Genomic DNA, 20,961 nt, shown 5'->3' on the forward strand with positions numbered 1-20,961 from the left:
CGGGGCAAACGCATCAAAATTTAATCTGCCCCTAATTGTCTATTTTATTCAAAAATACCTCTTTTCAGTCCTTTTGCCTCGTAGCCGGCGAGCTTCGTCCTGGCAACGCCACTCTATTTTATCCTTTGAAAAAAATATGCTGCGCATTTTTTTCAATTTTGGCTATGCCAAAACCGTATAAAATAAGGTGGCTTATGCCAGGACTGGTGTCAAACTCGAAGATTCGAGCAAAAAGAATTTTGATGCGTTTACCCTGGGGCTACCCTGTACACACATCTCTAGTTTAACTAAAGAGAAGAGCTTAACCGCAGAGGTTTGCAAAGCCATTTAACGCAGAGAAGGCGCAAAAGCGATGCAAACAAAAGGTAAAACGCTTCGCTTAAAGGACGCAAAGTTTAGGCAAAACCTCTACTTTATACCTAAATCCCTCTTTTTAAAAATGTTTAAAAAGATGTGTGTACACGGTAGGTTTCAAGGGACATAAAGTTTAGGCGGAGGTTGCCTACATTTAGAGTGAGCCACTCTTGGAGAGTTGCTCACTCGTGCCACTGCCCGCAAATTCAACCCTCCTCATTTTGTCAGGAGTTAGAGTGACCCACTCTTTTGGAGTATATACTTCATTTACAATTGCGTTATTTTAATGCTCCTCAACCGATAATTGTGCTTTTGCTTCTCCCGAATCAGCATTCTTTACAACAAGCTTGTACATCCCTGCTGCCAATTTATTTTGCAGCATTAAATTATAATCCTGTTTCACCCCGTTATGGATAAGCGGCAATTGCTCTATTTTTTTTCCAATCATATCATACAAAACAACCTCGTACCTGCCTGCTGCAAACCCTTTTAAATAAAGACTAAACGCATTGCCTGATAGCGGGTTTGGATAAACAACAATAGATGCCTTTGCTGGATTCCCTTGTATAAAAACAGTATTGCTATACCATACTTTGCTTGTTTTGCCAATAGCTTTTATCCTGTAATAGCTGTTTTCAACAAGGCTTTTATTAATGCTGAACGTGTACCTGGAAACTGAATCGATACCTTTTACAGTGCCTATTGCACTAAACAGTTGCCCATCAGTTGATGCTTCAATTATAAAGGTATCCAAGCCTGGAAAGGAAGTTTGCCACGCTAGCCCAACAGCCCCATTTGCCTTGATGGCTGCTAAGCTTATTGCATCTATTGCCAATGTATTTGACTTGTTGACTACCAATACAAACCTATTGGCACCCTGCGAGTTGGTATCGGCGGTAACAGCAAAACCATAGCTTGGGTTAGCCCTTATGTCTAACACTTTGTTTAAGAATTTATCCCATAGATTGATGGATATATTGCCGTTGAAGAGTTCGTACTGGCTAAACCTTATCTGCAGGTTGCCTGTTGAGGAGCTATGCACATGTAGCTGTATTGAATCGGGCAGCAAAGGGGTTTTCATCGTGCTTACAGCTAGTGGCAGCCCCCCCTTTACCAATGCAATAAACTGGGGATTGCCCATGTTCAAGGAATAAGTATCGAAAATAGTGTATGCGGTATCAGAAATTTGGGCATCATCCCCAAACAGCGCCACGGCATCGTCTATAAAAGTACTGTCTGTATTGGCCAAGGTAACCCTTACCTTATCATTCCAAGCATTACTGCCACCAACGCCAAAGATGGATACCCCATTCTTGGGCAAGCTTATTTTTTGTTGCTCGCTGAATGACACAGCGGCATCTGCCGCAGCCGTCCGCTCCACAAAAAATGCCGAGCCAGAGGGGATTATCAAGTCGGTGGCATTGTCTGCAACATAATCATTTGGCCAATAGCCTGTGCTTATTTTGGTGGCCTTGTTCCAGCTGCCATACCCGTTGGTGTTATTGCCATTAATAGCCAACATCCATATGTTGTTGGTAATAAGGCTGCTATTGGCATTTAGAAAAGCCGTTGCGCTTAAAGCGGCAGGAAAGGGGTTGCCCAGCAAAGTGTAGGCACTTGATGTGCTTCCTGTGCTTGTGGTGCCATAAACATTGGCAGTAGGCGACGTGTTGTATGCACCCGTTGCAGACAATACCACCGAATCGGGTGCAGCGGGGGTGTAGGTGTTTAACTGGTTGTTGCACCCGCCCCCGTTGCCCCTGCTGCCTCTAATCATTACCAAGTACCCTACCCCGGGGGTGAGGCTGGTAGCATTGGTATTGGGGATGCTTACCCAGCGGGTATTGTTTAGCAATGGGGCATTGTAGGTGTAAAAAGAAGGCTTGTTGGTTTGGGTAACGTCAAAGCCATTGCTATTGGCACTGCCACAAACCTGGCCGCCGGCCCCGCTGCCCGTTATATATACCTGTTGCTGCCAAGCGTTGCTTATTAGCTGGCTCACGGGGCTGCTTAGCAAAGCGTATTTCCTAGTAGCCTTTGCTGGGATATACCGCTGTACTGTAATATTGCCCGCAATGCCAGTACCCGACATAATTGGCGTTATGCTTGCTGTGGCCAAGCTGCTGCTCCTCAATGTTAGGTTACCGTTTGTATTGAGTGTGCCCGAAAGCAAATTGAGCGTTCCCGTAATAGCCAAGCTATTGCTTCCCGGTGCAATGGATGCGCCATGCGAGTTGTTTAGCATAAGGTTGCTTATGGTGCCATTGCCAAGGATTAATTGTGCCGAAGTACCTATTAATGACACCAAACCGCTGCCATAAATAAGCCCATTGTTGCTCAAGCTATCCCAAATATTCAGGTTGCCCATGTTATTTACAGCGGCTTTGTTGTAAACAACCAGGTTGTGCACCGCTTCCGTATCATTTACCGTTGGCAGGGCAGCAATACTGGGAATGATTGCACTGGTACTGGCACTGGGCAATCCATTGTTCCAGTTATTGGTATTGTTCCAAAGCGTATCATAAGCCCCGTTCCAAACTGTTAATGTAGGCGGCAAAGATTTGACTAGGGTGAAGGTTAAAGAGTCGAAACTGACCACATTCCCATAGAAATAAATCTTTAAGATATGCTTGCCTGGAGTGGCAAAATTGAAAGTGGGTGTAGAGGCCGTGCCAAAACCAATGACGGTACTACCCGAATTCCAAGTATAAGAAGGAAAAGGAAGCGAAAGCTGGTAGGTGGTATCAACCAACACATCTACACGCATGGTGGTTACTGGTGCTGCGCCATAAGTAATGGTTGGCCCTGTCCAGCCACTGTTGCTGTACCTATTAGATAACCGCATAGATAGTTGATAAGTTCCAGCAGAATCCACATTTACGGCATAAGCCACCCAGTTTTTATTTAGATTGGTAACCGCAACCCCACTTACGCCATTCTTATCCGTGTAGGCATAAGCCGTGTTCAAGGCAGCGGTTGGTATGGTATCTGAACCATAGCATGAATAGCTGTTTGCACTCATGGTTCCGGGAATCTCTTGATAATTTAAATCCATCAGAGAAATATAATTCAGGGTATCAACATTGCCCGTAAACTTCAGGGTAATGGTATGTGTGCCTGCACTTAAATCGAAAGGGGGTAACCATACAGGCAGCGTATCGGATAATTTATGTATAGGCAAGGCATAGCTTGCAAGGGGCAAACTATCCACAGCGGCGGGAGCACCATCTACCAGCCATTGAACCGACCGACCTAAGCGAGCGTTGGTGATATAGACGCCCAAAGCGTACCTGCCATTATCATTTACATCTATCTGGTATTGCAATGCGTTGTTTACGGTATCCGTCAGCTTTACTATCTTCCCGCTATTTGAATAAGAACAGGCAGTAGTTACAGCTCCAACTAATGGAGTAATATAATTTTGTGGTTGAATGATTCCTGTAGTTAAAAGTATCGGACTACTCGTGGTGGTTACACCCAAATTATCAGTAGCAACGGCAGTAATAGTATATACACCACTGGGTATTCCCTGAAAATCTAATGAATAAGGATAAGCAGTATCCTCACCTATTAAAGTACCATTGTTGAAGTAATCAACCTTGGCTATTGTTCCATCACTGTCATTGGCATTGGCAGTAATAAAATAATCGGTGTAAGGCATGATGGTGGTTGGTAAATTAAATGGGGAAGTAATACTTACCGTTGGCGGCTTATTGGTTACAGTGATGGTTATAGGGTTGGAAATATAGCTGTTGCCATAAGCATCATAAGCCCTTGTAGTAATCCTGAATGTGCCAGAAGGAACATTTGCCCAAGTGAAATTATAAGGATAAACATTGTCTGTACCCAACAAAATATCCCCATTATAAAACTCTACCTTTGAAACACTACTGCTAGTGGCGGCTGCCGTGGAATTGATGGTAATATTACTGCCGGAGGAAAAGGTAGCATTAGTGGCAGGGGATGTGATAGAGGTAGTTAATCCTATTGGGGCAAAATTTATCCATGCAAAATTCTTTCCCCCAGCAACATAAAAACTAAGCTTTAATGTTTGTTGCCCTGCATTGGCAAAGCTTATGAGCGTATCCTTAGGATAAAAATATGCAGGGCTACCTGACGTGTAAGTATAGGCCGGAATAAGATTAGATTGTATAAGGGTGCCATTAGAGGCTATATCTACATGCTGTGTACCAGAACTGTATGGGTTAGTCATACTGAATTGTAGCTGATAAGTACCCGCCGCAGCAACATTAACGGTATAAGAAACCCAGTTGCTATCCACCTTGCCAATATAAGTTCCCCCACCTGTAGATTCTGGATTTTGAGATAAAGCAACCGTCGAATTAGATGAATTAGTAGAAAGGTTACCTGTGTAAGTATAATTCTGTGCCTGTATCAATCCGGGGATGGGGTAGTAATTAAGCCAATAAATTTGCATATAGTCAATAGCGGCAATACTGTTGCCAAAACTAATGTTGAGGATATGATTACCAGTTGAGGCAATGTCAAAAGCTGGGATAGTTATTGTTTGATAAGCACTAGATGTAGGCACTGACAAACTACCCACAGCTACGCCCCCATTGGTTATAGCACCTCCATCCACGGTTACACTGATACTATTAATTGCCAGATTGTTCAATAATGTAAAACTTAGCGAGAACTTACCAGAACGTGCAGTAGTAAGGTTATAGCTTAACGAACCATTTGCCGCTATGTTTTTAACAACGGCATTATTGCTTCTTGTAGAGTCAACAGCTATTGTCCCACTGGTGTTGCTACTGAAATTCTCCGCCTCGAAAGTGCCAACAGACACTGTAGAGATGGGTGATGTAACTGTTTGGCCTGCAAGGTTGGTCACTTTGGCGGTGAGATTATGAAATCCTGTAGTGGTAGTACCTGCCCATGCGAAAGTGTAGGGTGCTATAGAATCTATTACCAATTGAATAGGCCCATCATAAAAAGAAACAGCAGTGATAGGTATTTGCGTGTTGGCAATATTTGCGGTTACCGTAACTGTGTCGCCTGGTATCAAAACTGTATTAGTAACTGGGGTTACGGCAACTATTGGGCTTGATACATCAGTAATACCCACAGAACTTATTTTAAACCACTGGTGCGAGGCAAGTTTCTGTGGTGTAGAAACAGGTTTTGAAAATGTAATTGTTTCGGCTATATTGTTATCACTGTATAAAAAATGATTTTTTAAAGAATCTACCAAAAGAATATAGTTGCCCTGCGTAGGCGTAAAGTTTGTTGTATCATCGTAATACTTGGTAAGGCTATCGAATGTTGCAAGTATTGTTTTAGAACCGCCTATTTGTTTACGCACTATGCTCACCCTTGCATAAGCACTAAATGAAAAAGGCGCGGTTAAAGTAATTGTATCATACTTCAAAGTATCGTAACGGCGCATTGCTATTGCAAAATTCTCGTATTGTGTTGTACCCGTGCTACCCCAAACACCATTTGCCAGATTGGTTAGCACCGTAGTATTTACACTTGGCGTTGAGGAGGTATTATACGGATACAAAAAAGTAGAAAAGGTAGCTGGTGCTGCCTGCTTCTTGGTATAAATAACTGTAGGGATGGGCGTGTGGGAATGTGCTATCCACCCTACATAAAAAGGGGAGGTTTGCCCCATTACCTGCTTTGCTGATAAGCCATTGGTTTCTATTGGCTTTACCAATAATTGTGCAGGTGTCAATGTATTTAACGTAGTAGCTGCATTTGTGGTACTATTAAGATAAGCAGCAGGCGCATTGAGGTTGAAGTAATTATTAAAGGTATGTGTACCTGAACCTTCCAAAAAGTCTGTTACCACATAATAATAAGGTTTTAGGAAGAAAACATGCCTGTTATGGTTAATACTATAATCTTTTGTACCAGTCCATAAATTGTTAGTACCTCCACCGCCAAATGCGTGCGCCTGGTACCCATCATTGTATGTTCCGCAGGTGTAATCGGCTACAAAGTTAGAAATCCATGGTAATGAAGAAGGGGAAGTAACCACTTTTTGAGGATACTGGTGCAAAGCCACTGTACTATCATCTTCCCTATGTTGGTCTTTGCCATCAACAGTAATTGTATTGTGTGCCTCTGTTGAATAATCATAAACTTGCCATTGCGAATGGTCGTAAGTATAAGCTCCTCCTTCTATCAATAATGGGCTACCAAAGCAAGAGAGGTACAGATCCAAATCGCCCTCATGCCCATGATACCAAGCACCTATTGGCCCATTTTTAAAAAATAGATAGTTGGCATTTTTGTCCCATCCACTCCGCATAACATTGAAACCTGCGTAAGGAAAGCGGTAACTCACCGCATCGGGCGCCTTGCCCTGTGTTCCACCACTTGAGGCAAACAAAAACTCAGGGTCGCCCCACTGTGTGTAGGCTGCACTTACAGCGGCAGTTGTAGAATCGGAATTATCATTTGTAGGGGGCAGTAGCCCTGAAGGTTGCATTAAATAAACATCGTACCAATACATTTTTTTCAGGGTGGCTAGGTATGCACTGGGTAATGCAACGTGATTAATGGTTGCTATCTGGGATACCGTCATAAAAAAATCCCTAGTCCAATTATGATAGCCAGGTGCCAATTCTGTTTCAGCCCCATCTGGGTAAATGGCGCTATCCATCGACTCCGCCAATAAATTAAAAGCAGTTTGCTGCCAAGTAGGCGCATCATTAAATTCGGGAAAAAGCATGGCAGCAACAGCCAAGCCAGCAGCCCCCAAAATTTGATGATTAGAAGGTGCAACTTTAGTATTGATAAATGCGTTAGATCCCCAATTTAACCGCCATCCATGCCATAATATGCCTTTTGCAAAAGTGGCAACGGCAGAGTCGACAAAGCTGGGTGACTTTAAAAAAGTATAAAACCCATTCATCCAAGTGTCTTCCATCCTACACCCCTCTTGCAAGTTTTGTAAAACGGCAGGATAATAATAAGATGAATTACCAGTGATAGCCCCTTTAGCGTTTGTCAACTGGAAAGGATAATAAATAGATGGGTTTGTGCCACCAATGTTTCCATTAGCGTCATCGCTAGTGGTTATGTCCACAGGAAAAGAAGCAACCCAATTGCACATTTGGTTAACCCATGCTTTGGTATAATTTTCATTTTTAGTAGTCATGTAACTACCGTAGAGCGCACGCCAAAAATAAAATCTTTCCATAGAACCCCAATAGTTAGCATTGTTCACATCAGTTGGGGCTATTAGGCCATTTTGACCTGGAAACCATTGAATATTGGTTACAGCGGCACCAAAGCGATGATTAGGGGGCTGAAAGCCAGACCCATTATCAGGGCCTATTATGTTGTAAAGACTTATACTATCGGCTCCTGCTCTGGTATCAGTACCATTGCCAGAAGGCGTACCTAGCGGGAACCATTGGGGGGCATTACTACTCAACCTATATTGATGGTAATAATATTTGGCACTATCATATTTGCTTTTAGCAACGTAGTACCTTACACTATCCAACCCCGGATAATTGAGGTTCATGGCAGCGAATAAGATAGAATCGGTTACTACCAAGCCAGTATATGGGGTATAACCAGTGAGCCAAACACTGTTTGATGTAGTACTTGTAGCACTTGTATAACTTAAATTATTGGTAGCCTTAACCGTGAAGGTATAAAGTACCCCCTTTGATAGGCCATTAACAACAATAGGGCTTATAGTGCCTGTGGCAGTAATATTGCCAGGAGAAGCGGTTACTGTATAATTGATAGAGCTAGCCCCGCTGCCCATATAGCTTGATGGGGTGAAAGCTACTGTGGCACTTGTTCCACCCGCTGTTGTCATCGAAGCCGAAATATTTGTGGGCGTTGTGGGGATGTTTGATTGTGGTGTTACTGCATTGGACGCCGCACTTGCCACGCTATTTGAAGTGCCATTGTTTGCAATCACCTGGAAAGTATAGCTAGTGCCATTCGTTAATCCAGACACCGTTATTGGGGACGTGGTATTGCCGCTTTGGGTAATGGTGGCAGACGGTGTAGAGACTACTGAATAGGTATAAGTACCCGAAATTGAATTGAGTGATGAGGGTGTAAAAGCAATGGTTGCTTGCCCGCTTGCAGTAGATGTGGCTGTGCCAATAGTTGGTGGGGCAAGCGCAAAAGTATAAGCATTACCTATGCCTGTATAAGCAGTAGCAGCAGGCAAGTTGATTGCTGCGGTAGTAGCAATCGTATAAGGGTTACTTCCTATCGGGGAGTTTAAAATATTCTCACTGTAACTACCAGTATATACACCTAAAATTGGCGTTGATAAAGTACCAGTAATATTACTGCCGTAATATTGATAGGTGAGTGAAGTAGCATTGGCTATACTAGATAATATAGACCATTGCCGGTTTACCACATTGGAACTATTGTTCAAAGCATTGGTAAAAGAAGTGGAAAGGCCAACAGTAATATCGGGTGCATTGGTAGTACCTGTAAAAGTTATTGGGGTATAGGAAGTAGTAGCATTACCAATAGGGAATATTACAGGGCTAGGGTTTTTAGTTGCACTTGAATTGACGCCTTGTATCTTTAACAATCCTGAACCCAACACTATATAATTGTTGCTGCCAGCACCCGCAATACAACTGGTTGCATTAGCGTTAAGCGCAGAGCCAGATAAATTAAGGTTATTGTTCCCTGCATTCAGGTAACCAGCGGTAAGGGTTAGTGTGCCATTGATAGAAGCAGGACCAGTTAGTGTAACAGCGTTTCCACTACCTACTGCCACTTCAAGATTGCCCAAACCAACCCCTGCTATATTTTTTCCGGCACCAGTCATCAGAATTTCACCAACACCAGCATGATTACCTGTACCAGCAATATTCCCCGAAAGGGAAATAACATTTCCATTGTCTGCCAGCGTGGCATTTGCTCCTAGTGTTAAATCGCCAGAAATTGTTACGGGTGTGTTCAAGGTATTGTTTGCCCCTATTGATAGGGTGGTAACATTTAAAGCAGTGGCGCTATGGCGGAAATTTAGGTATGCGCTAGTGGCAATGGAGGAAGATAATATGGCAGTTATGGTATTTCCTGACAATCCTGTAACAGTCCCTGCACTGCTTGCCCCGCTATTTACATAAATAGATTGTCCTACTACAATTCCACTAGCTGAGGCCACGGTAAAAGTTACCCCAGTTCCTGTAGAAGCACCACTTGTGCTGTATGTGCCAAAAGCAGGTGGATTGCGAAAGTTCAGTTCTGCGCCACTTGCTAAGCTAGTGGACAAAGACGAGGTAATTGTGTTTCCAGAAATATTTGAAACCGTTCCTATCAAGGTAGAAGCATTGTATATTGATTGCCCTATTTGAATATTGGATGCAGAAGTTACAGGAATGGATGTACTTGTGGTAACAGCAGAAGACGCTGTTGTGGCAGCTACAATAGAACAAAACATTTTGGTAGTGCTTGCCCCATTGAAAATATAGTTTATGCTGGCGGCATTAAACCATCCAGCAGTTGTGGTATTAAACAAATTAATATTGCCATCAAGCCCGCTTGTGCTGCTGGAGATAACCGTAGCACCTGCATTAACAGCAAAAGCATAGCCACTATATGGCTGGATAGACGCATTGCTTCCGAAATCTACCGTTGCGCCGCTGGGTACTGTAAAGCCCTTTTTAATGGCTACCCCGTATCCATTGGTGATCAACGTGGTGCCCGATGCCATTGTAATGGTGGAGTTTGAGGAACTGTTGCCACCATTTCCCACTGTTATTGAACCATTCAGCGTGACCGTGGTGCCCGTTCCCGAAATAGATAAAGCACCTTGGTAGTTGCCCGCTGGCAAGTATTGATTCGTGGCACCATCATAAATAAGGCTACTATTAGATGTAGTAGTGGCGGCAGAAGAACTGAATGCCCCAGCAATAAAAGGAGCATTACTGATACTTTCCACATATAGTTTAGCATACACCTGCACGTCCACTGTTCCCGAAATAGAATTTCCCGAAGGGATAGAAAGAGATGCAACATTTGTTCCGTCTCCAACTACAACCTTAGAACCCGACCCAATTGTCCATGTAGCGGTGGCGCTGTTCCAGCTAGTAACCACCTTTGTTCCTGCGATATTGAAAACCTGGTTGGCAGCCGTAAAATTTGCTGGGCTGCCACCTGTGCCATTGCTATTGAGGGCCCAACTAGAAACGGCATCAACATTGCCCGATTGATAGTAATAATTTGTTTGCCCAAGCGCAATAGTAACCGTGAAAGCTAGAACTAGAAAGAGTATAAATTGAAATTTCATATTAAACATGCTTTAAATACAATGACATAACCCAGTTTTTGCAGTGAGCCTTGCAACTAAAGGCTGAACTGCAAAAACTGGGTTATTTGGTATCATTATTCTTCCTCAGTAGCGGCAATCTCCCCCCATTTAGCGGCTGTGCCTGCTACAGAGTATGCAATTTTAAAATAGGTAGCCCATGCTGTACTTATCAAATCTTTTGCATTATATCCACTTGCAAAAGGCGCATACTTTTGCTCTATTGCTTCCTTTTTTTCGAGTATTGCATTGGCTTTAAAAGGGCTTCTACGGTCTTCATTTGTTACTGTACTGGCCAGCCAATTAAACGCCCCCCATTGTATCTTCTTATCTTTAGGGTTGAAAAATGGAATGATAGAATAAAGGGTATAAAGCGAGAAAATATTTAACGGCCTTGAATAATAAAAATAACCATTGCTCGTATATGCCTTGGTTGTAATACGGAAAGTGCCATAAGGAATGTTGGTCCAGTTATAACTAAATATCCCACCGCTGCCAGTTGTTACTGTTGCCAGCAGCAAATCGCCATTATAAAATTCCACTTTTGTAATAGTGCCACTGGTGGTAGTAGCCGAATCCTTGATGAGCAGGGATGTGCCAGCATAAATCGTAGTGTCCCTCACTGGTATCTTAATTGCATTTTTAATGCCTGTAGGCGTAATATTCACGCTGCCAAATGCGGTGCTTGTCCCGTATGTTTTAAACCGTAGTGTTTGTGGCCCAGCACTTGTAAAAGCGATGGTCGTATCCAAATCATTGAGTGTTTGGTTAGTACCGTTCCATGTATATGTAGGGAAAGTGTTTTTCTGGATAAATGCCCCGTTCGCATAAATTTCTATGCGCTTTCCAGTACTGCTGTATTTATTTGCCATGCGCAATTGCAAGGAATAGGTGGTGGCCGTAGGTATATTTACCTTGTACTCTATCCAATTACTGTCTAAATTAGAAAATATTACCCCACCACCATACGCCTCGTCTAGCTGTATAGGGTATAAATACCCATTCTGGTTTATGCCTATTGCAAAGGAGCCAGTATCGCTAAATGCTGCTGCCTGCAAGAATGCAGCAACTGGGTAATAATAGTTAAGGCGGAAATAATCGACCCCGGCTATATTATTGTTAAAGGTTACCCTAAGCGTATGCCTGCCAGCAGTGATGTCAAAACTATCATTCTTTATGGTTTGATAATTGGCTGAAACCGGGATAGTGATATTACCTAGCGTAGTGCCACTATTGGCTGCTGGAAGGCCATCAATGGAAATAGAAAAACTATTTACAGAGTCGTTGTTTAGCAGGTTTGCATAAAGGCTGTATTTGCCTGTATGGTTCACATCCACGCTATATTCAAGCCAACCATGGGCCATCATTTTTACCAAGGTATCGTTGCTGTAATTTAAATTAACATCAATGGTTCCCGTTGAATCTTTTGTGTAAAATTCTGCCTCGAAATTGTTTACTGAAACATTTACTGGGGGGGAAGTAACTGTATTGCCAAGCGAATCGGTTAATACAGCATTTAACGTATGTAAACCTGTTGTTGTTGGCGAAAATGCAATAGCGAATGGGTCAGTGCTATCTACGCCTTGTGCCTCTAAATTATCAAATAGTTGCACATTGGATACATGGCCAATTAAATCTGTGTATTTATTTCCAATCAACATGGTATCCCCCATTACCATAACGGTGCTTACAGGATTGGTGATGCTATCCGTTGGATTGGGGATACTATCAGTAATGCCTGATGAAGTTATTTTTATCCATTGATGGGATGGGATAGTGAAACTTTGAGAAACAGGTTTTGTAATAATAATAGACATGCTGGCATTATTGTCGTTGTATACGTTTACCTGGCTAGCCGCCGATTGATTAACTATATAGTTTGCCTTTGTACAAGTAAATGTAGCAATACCCCCACTAAAACTGTTAAGGCTATCAAATGTTACTGTTGTATCTCTTGCGTTAGTCATTTGCCGCCCTATTGCTGTATGTGCATTTGCAGTAAACTTAAATGGGGTTGTTATGGTCATTGTACTATTCAAGCTATCGTACCTCCTGATAACTACTATAAAGTTCTCGTACGGAGTAGTGCCTTTGCATCCCCAAATACCTGTGCCAATGCCTGTTAACAACGACGTAGTAACGGATGGAGGGGTACTCGTGTTGTTGTAAGGATACAATAGTGTAGCAAAAGAAGCCCCTGAAGTAGATGCTGTTTGTGTTTTTTTATATATCAAGGAAGGTATTTTCGTCATTGGGACTGCTTCTGTTTGGGCAATCCAGCCTTGCAAAGCGGAAGGAGATGAACTACCTTTTACTATTGTGTCCGACAATCCTAAGGTGTCTATTGGCGAGACCAACAAATGGGCAGTGGTATGTGAACTATAAGAAGCAACTGCCTTATTAGAAGCGTTGACAATAATTGCCGTATCAGCATTGAGTTGAAAGTAATTTTCGTATTTGTGTGAACCTGTACCCTCCAAAAAGTCTGTTACAACATAATAATATGGCTTTAAAAAAACCAAATGCCTTGTATGGGAAACAGAATAATCTTTGCTGCCAGTGAAATTTTTTGGATTGACCGAACCTTTAAATGTCTCAGCTTGATAACCATCGTTATAAGTACCACTTGTATAATCTGCAACCCCATTGGTAAGCCAAGGCTGATTGGACGGTGCCGTGGATATTTTCTGAGGAAATTCCTTCAATGCCACTGTACTATCATCAAGGCGGTGTTGATACTTCCCATCCACCGCTATGGTATTGTGCGCCGGTGTTATTTTTGTATAATATAACTGAAGGGAATTATCATAATTCCAACCTTCTGCTTCTGCGAGCAGCGGGTAACCAAAGCAATTTAGGAACAAAGAAAGATCATCCTCATGCCCATGCCACCAAGAACCGATAGGCCCATTTTTGAAAAACATATAGTTTGCCTGGCTGTTCCAACTACTCCTCATTACATTGAAACCCGCCCATGGAAATCTATAACTAAGTGTATCTGGTGCTTTGCCTTGTGTTCCACCGCTAGCCAAGAACTGAAATTCAGGATCATTCCACATAGTTGTGGGTGGTGCTTCGGCTGCTACGGAATCAGAATTATCGTTTGTAGGCGGCAAGTATCCATTCGGCTGCATCAAATAAAGATTATACCAATACATCTTTTTCAATTTGTTGTAGAAATAAGCAGAATCAGGAATAGAAACATTGTTTAGCTTGGCTATCTGTGCCACTTGTGTAAAATAGTTCATAGACCAGTTATGATAGCCAGGAGACAATTCGTTTTCGGCACCGTCATCATATACCGTGCTGTCCATTGACCTTTTCAATAAATTAAAAGCAGTTTGTTTCCATGTGGTCGCATCATTGAATTCAGGAAAAACAATAGCTACAACCGCCAATCCTGATGCTTCAATTATTTCATGGTTACTAGGAGCCTCATTGCTATTGTAGAATGCTGATGCCCCCCAATTCATCCGCCAACCATGGCCAAGGACACCCTTAGCATAAGTAGCAACCGCTGTATCTACAAAAGAGGGCGATTGTATAAAATGAAAATAAGCGTCTGTCCAAGTATCTTCCATGCGCATCCCCATTTGCAGGCTTTGTATAACAGCACCGTTAATAGCTGAATCCCTGCCATTTTCCACAGATGTAGTTAAATCTACAGGGATTGTTTTCACCCAGTTGCACATTTGGTTAACCCAAGCTTTGGCATACGACTCATTCAAAGTTGTCCAATAGCCTCCGCTTAGTGAACGCCAGAATGTAAATCTTTCCATTGAAGGTGTCCACAAATTGCTATAACCAGGATCTGTAGGCAAATAAGGATTTTGGTACCAATGCGCCCCAATATTTGTAACGGGTACTCCAAAATTATAATTAGGTGGGCAATTGCCAACTTGGTCTGGCCCTATCCAGTTTTGGCTTATCTTGTAGGCACTAGAATCTACTGTGCCATTGCCGCTAGGAGAGCCTAAAGGCAACCATTTTGGTGCATGGTTTATCCTAAAAAGGCGATACTGCGTTTTTGCTAGTGTATAGTTGCCAGCTTGCACTGCAATCCTTACGCTATCCATGCCGGGATAATTGAGGTTAAGGGCACTAAATAGTGCAGTATCTGAAATAAAACCTGCAGAGGCAACTGTTCCTTGAGGCGTTATAGCAGCTGATGCAGTACTTGCCGCCCCTATGCCAGCTGCATTGGTGGCCGTAACGGAGAAGGTATATGCCGTGCCGTTGGCCAAGCCACTCACTGTAACTGGGCTGGACGAACCTGTGGAAATGATGCCGCTTGGGCTTGATGTAACCGTATATCCTGTTATGGCAGAGCCGCCATTGCTTGAGGGAGCAGTGAACGATACCACAGCAAAACAATTATTAGCAGCAGCTGACACGCTTGTTGGGGCATTGGGAACTGTAATAGGTGTTACAGCGGCAGATGCTGTACTTGTAGCACCTATGCCTGCGCCATTGGTGGCTGTAACCGTAAAGGTGTACGCCGTGCCATTTGCCAACCCACTAACTGTAACGGGGCTGGACGAGCCAGTGCCAATGATGCCGCCGGGGCTGGAGGTAACTGTGTAGCCAGTAATGGCAGAGCCGCCATTGCTGCTAGGGGCTGTAAAAGAAACCACTGCTTGGGCATTGCCAGCAGTAGCTGACACGCCAGTAGGGGCAGTGGCAACAGTAATTGGCGTTACGGCAGCAGATGCCGTACTTGCCGCTCCTGTGCCAGCTGCATTGGTGGCTTTAACAGTAAAGGTGTATGCCGTACCATTTGCCAACCCACTCACTGTTATTGGGCTGGACGAGCCTGTGCCAACAATGCCGCTGGGGCTGGAAGTAACTGTGTACCCAGTAATGGCAGAGCCGCCATTACTGCCAGGAGCTGTAAAAGAAACAACCACTTGGGCATTGCCAGCAGTAGCTGATACTCCAGTTGGGGCATTGGGAACGGTAATTGGTGTTACAGCAGCAGATGCAGCACTTGCCGCTCCAGTGCCTGCGGCATTTGTTGCGGTTACAGTAAAGGTGTACGCAGTGCCATTGGCCAAGCCTGTTACTGTAATTGGGCTGGAGGCATCTGCTGCGGTTAACCCGCCTGGGCTTGAAATAACCGTGTACCCAGTGATGCCAGAGCCGCCATTGCTGGCAGGAGCTGTAAAAGAAACCACCGCTTGGGCATTGCCAGCTGTAGCTGACACGCTTGTAGGCGCAGTGGCAACGGTAATAGGCGTTACGGCAGCAGATGCAGCACTTGCCGCCCCTGTGCCTGCGGCATTGGTGGCGGTAACAGTGAACGTATATCCAGTGCCATTGGTCAAGCCTGTTACTGTAATTGGGCTGGAGGCACCTGTCGCGGTTAAACCGCCTGGGCTGGATGTAACCGTATAGTTTGTAATGGTAGAGCCGCCATTACTGGAAGGTGCCGTGAATGAAACTCTCGCCTGTGCATTGCTTGGCGTTGCTGACACTGCTGTTGGGGCATTGGCAACCGTGATTGGCGTTACCGGAGCAGATGCAGCACTTGCCGTCCCAGTGCCAGCTGCATTGGTGGCTTTAACCGTAAATGTGTAAGCAGTGCCATTGATTAAGCCTGTTACTGTGATTGGGCTGAAAGCACCTGTTGCGGTTAAACCTCCTGGGTTGGATGTAACCGTGTATCCCGTAATGACAGAGCCGCCATTGCTGCCAGGGGCTGTAAAAGAAACCACCGCTTGTGCATTGCCTGGGGATGCTGACACTGCTGTTGGGGCATTGGGAACGGTATTGAAAAATGAATTTGGCGTGCCAATGCCGTAAAGCCTTGTTGATGTAGGCAAGGATATAGAAGAGGAGGTAGAAACAGTAAACGGGTTACTGCCGCTCACCGTACCCAAGGGCGACTCGGTATAGCTGCTGGAATAAGTACCCAAAATGGCACCCGTGCTTAAATAACTACTCCCTTGGTTCGAGGTATTGTATTGATAGGCAATAGTTGCACCACTTGCTGCGCTAGACAAAATAGACCATTGGGCATTTACAACATTATTGGGCAAGAGGGGCGCATTGGTAAATAATGCGGCCACGCCAACTGTAATATCAGGGGCATTTGTTGTGCCAGTAAAAACCAAGGGGTTGTAACTTGACGTGGACATGCCGATGGGGAAAAGGGTGGGGCTAGTATTTTTTGCTGGGCTGCTACTATTTACGCTTTGCATTTTTACGCTGCCGCTACCATTGGCAACTATATAGCTACTGCCATTGTTCAAACTGATACTGTTTGTATCGCCGCTGTTTAAAGCAGAACCAGACAGAGTAAGGTTATTATTGCCCAAAAGCAAAAATCCCGAGGTAAGCGTAAGTGTGCCATTGATGGTTAGCGAATTAGCCAAGGACACAGTGTTCCCTGTGCCTGCCGCAACCTCCAAGTTGCCCACCGTTCCTATGGATATAGTGGGTGATGTGCCTGCCATGCTAATCTTGCCAGTGCCGCTCTGCGTACCGCTGCCCGAGATATTGCCAGACACGGTTAGCGTGTTGCCATTGTCATTCAAATTGTTGCCGCTTGCAATTGCAAGGTTGCCAGTTATGCTCGCATTTGCGTTGGCTGTTACATTTGCATTGATAGCAACGTTACCAGCGGAAACTGACTGGCTACTATTCCGGAAATTTACATTAGCACCAGAGGCCACAGCGGTAGCCATGTTTGCATACACTGTTGTGCCTGAAACGGAGGTAACATTGCCATAGCTTGTTTGCCCAGCCCCAACATAAATTAATTGCCCCGACGCAATTGAGTTTGCATTTGAAACTGTGAAAGAGGTGCTGCCCGTTCCTGATGAAGACGTTGTGGCCGTTCCACAAACCAGTGTGCTGAATGGCGCAGCGGTTGCGCCACCGAAGGTATAATTTACGCCTGCGCTAAAACTATTTGACGTGGTGGATACGTTGCTATAATTCATGGATGCATCCAGGCCATTGGCATTGCTGCTAACCACGTTTGCGCCACTTGCAAAGCCAACATAATATCCGCTATATGGTTGTATAGTCCCCGTAGCCCCAAAGTTTAAGGTTGCACCACTTGGAATAGTGGAAGTTCTTTTGATAGTAGCATTAAATGCATTCAGACTTAAGGTAGTGCCAGATGACATATTTAGCGTGGCGCTGGATGGCGACCCGCCACTACCGGCACCAATTGCAATATTTCCATTCAAAACAACTGTGTTACTTGTGCCATTTATAGTTAGCCCACCACTATAACTCCCTGCTGGCAGGTATTGCGTGCCACTGCCGTCATATACTAAACTTGCCCCCACAGAACTTGTAGACGTAAAAGTGCCAGCAATGAATGGTGGATTGGTATTACTTTCTACTTGAAGAACTGAACCCGCTTGAACATTTACTTTGCCAGCAATTGAATTGCCAGAAGGAATATATAGCGTGACACTATTAGTGCTGTCGCCAACAGTTACAGCCGAATTGATGCCTGAAACAGTCCACACAGCACTCGGGCTACTCCAACTGTTTACGCTTGCTGTACCCATAATAATAAAGGTTTGTCCATCTGCAATAAAGTTGATAGGATTACCCCCGCTGCCATCTGAACTTACCCAGCTACCAGCCCCATCTACATTACCACTACTATAATTGAAAGCACCCGGTGTTAATAGTGAAGTTGTATTTCCAAGACCTGTGCCAATACCATTGGTAGCAGTAATGGTGAATGTATAAGCCGTGCCGTTGGCAAGACCTGTTACCGTAATAGGGCTTGAAGTGGTACTGCTTTGTGTTAAGGAAGCAGATGGTGATGAGGTGATGGTATATCCGGTAATAGGTGAACCATTTGCAGCAGGGGGCGTGAAACTAATAGTAGCCTGCCCTGTGCTTGAAACTGCATTGGTAATTGCGGGCGCACTTGGTACCGTGGCAGGCGTTACCGCAGCAGATGCAGCACTTGCCGCCCCTGTGCCAGCTGCGTTGGTGGCGGTAACCGTGAACGTATAAGCAGTCCCATTGGTTAAGCCTGTTACTGTGATTGGGCTGGAAGCACCTGTTGCGGTTAAACCTCCTGGGTTGGATGTAACCGTGTATCCCGTAATGGCTGAGCCGCCATTGCCGGAAGGGGCTGTAAAAAAAACCCGGGCTTGGGCATTGCCTGCAGTATCCGTAACGCTAGTGGGGGCATTTGGAGCGATATTGAAAAATGAGTTTGGCGTGCCAATGCCATAAAGCCTAGTTGACGTAGGCAAGGATATAGATGTTGGGGTAGATACAGCAAACGGGTTACTGCCGCTCACCGTACCCAAGGGCGACTCGGTATAGCTGCTGGAATAAGTACCCAAAATGGCACCCGTGCTTAAATAACTACTCCCTTGGTTCGAGGTATTGTATTGATAGGCAATAGTTGCACCACTTGCTGCGCTAGACAAAATAGACCATTGGGCATTTACAACATTATTGGGCAAGAGGGGCGCATTGGTAAATAATGCGGCCACGCCAACTGTAATATCAGGGGCATTGGTTGTGCCAGTAAAAACCAAGGGGTTGTAACTTGACGTGGATATGCCGATGGGGAAAAGGGTGGGGCTAGTATTTTTTGCTGGGCTGCTACTGTTGACACTTTGAATTTTTACGCTGCCGCTACCATTGGCAACTATATAGCTACTGCTACTGCTCCAACTGATACTGTTTGTAACGCCGCTGTTTAAAGCAGAACAAGACAGGGTAAGGTTATTATTCCCCAAAAGCAAAAATCCCGAGGTAAGCGTAAGTGTGCCATTGATGGTTTGCGAATTAGCCAAGGACACGGTGTTCCCTGTACCTACGGCAACCTCTAGGTTGCCCACTGTTCCTATGGATATAGTGGACGATGTGCCTGCCATGCTAATCTTGCCAGTGCCGCTATGCGTACCGCTGCCCGAGATATTGCCAGAAACGGTTAGCGTGTTGCCATTGTCATTCAAATTGTTGCCGCTTGCAATTGCAAGGTTGCCTGAGATACCCACATTTGCGTTAGTTGTTACACTTGCATTGATCGTAACATTGCCAGCGGAAACTGACTGGCTACTATTCCGGAAATTTACATTAGCTCCAGAGGCCACAGCGGTAGCCATGTTTGCATACACTGTTGTGCCTGAAACCGAGGTAACATTGCCATAGCTTGTTTGCCCAGCCCCAACATAAATTAATTGCCCCGCCGCAATTGAGCTCGCATTTGAAACCGTGAAAGAGGTGCTCCCCGTTCCTGATGAAGAAGTTGTGGCCGTTCCGCAAACCAGTGTGCTGAATGGCGCGGAAGTTGCACCGCCGAAGGTATAATTTACGCCTGCGCTAAAACTATTTGCCGTCGTGGATACATTGCTGTAATTCATTGATGCATCCAGGCCATTGGCGTTGCTGGTAACAACGTTTGCGCCAGTTGCAAAGCCAACATAATATCCGCTATATGGTTGTATAGTCCCCGTAGCCCCAAAGTTTAAGGTTGCACCATTTGGAATAGTGGAAGTTCTTTTAATAGTTGCATTAAAAGAATTAAGGTTTAAGGTAGTGCCAGACGACATATTGAGCGTGGCACTGGATGGAGACCCGCTACTACCGGCACCAATTGCAATATTGCCATTCAAAACAACTGTGTTACTTGTGCCATTTATAGTTAGCCCACCACTATAACTCCCTGCTGGCAGGTATTGCGTGCCGCTGCCGTCATACACAAGGCTACTGCCTTGCGAGATAGTGGCATAAAAAGTACCTGCTGTAAAGGGGGTACTAGCGTTGCTCTCTACTTTTAAGGTTGCTAAAGTTTGTACACTTACTGCTCCAGTAATAGCATTGCCAGCGGGGATACCAAGTATAGTAGCGGTTGCGCCACTACCAACCAATATATAAGAACCTGAACCTGACACAGTCCATGTTGCCGAACTGCTACTATAAGTATTTACGATTGTTGTTTTAGTAATATTAAACACTTGGTTAGCAGCTGTAAAACTTGTAGGATTACTACCAGTGCCATTTGAGTTTAATGTCCAACTGCCAACAGCATCTAGGTTACCCGACTGATAGTAGTAGTTCGTTTGTGCATTTACTATAATTGTAGTAAAAATTCCAAGCAACATAAGTAGGGCTAACTTTTTCATACGCTTTCACAGTTGGTGTTTTATTATTATTTTATAGCAATCGAAAACATTTTTAAAATAGTTAGGATGGTTATATATCTAGGATGAATTATGAAGAGCACTTCACTACGTAAAAAACAATCTTGAAAAAATTAGCAGATATAGCAACTAGCAACTAAAAAATTAAATACTGCTAATTAAAAGGAAATTATACATAAAATATTATGCGCATCATCT

Annotated in this window: 2 protein-coding genes; both read right to left on the bottom strand. The window is 44.2% G+C overall.

The annotated features are described in order from the left end of the window. Nucleotides 1-637: 637 nt before the first annotated feature. Nucleotides 638-10,612 carry a heparinase II/III family protein gene (locus tag ACHFIY_RS01700; protein WP_410844311.1) on the bottom strand — a complete coding sequence of 3,325 codons (9,975 nt, stop codon included), beginning with the start codon at nucleotides 10,610-10,612 and terminating at the stop codon, nucleotides 638-640. A gap of 95 nt (nucleotides 10,613-10,707) precedes the next feature. Further along, nucleotides 10,708-20,724, bottom strand: coding sequence for a fibronectin type III domain-containing protein (locus ACHFIY_RS01705; protein ID WP_410844312.1), 10,017 nt, complete (start codon nucleotides 20,722-20,724; stop codon nucleotides 10,708-10,710). Nucleotides 20,725-20,961 lie beyond the last annotated feature (237 nt).

This window comes from Parasediminibacterium schistidii (assembly GCF_046546515.1).
In the GTDB taxonomy this organism is placed as follows: Bacteria; Bacteroidota; Bacteroidia; order Chitinophagales; family Chitinophagaceae; genus Parasediminibacterium.

Excerpts from the sequence above, each read along its gene's own strand:
- ACHFIY_RS01700 (WP_410844311.1), bottom strand. The coding sequence starts at position 10,612 with ATGAAATTTCAATTTATACTCTTTCTAGTTCTAGCTTTCACGGTTACT.
- ACHFIY_RS01705 (WP_410844312.1), bottom strand. The coding sequence starts at position 20,724 with ATGTTGCTTGGAATTTTTACTACAATTATAGTAAATGCACAAACGAAC.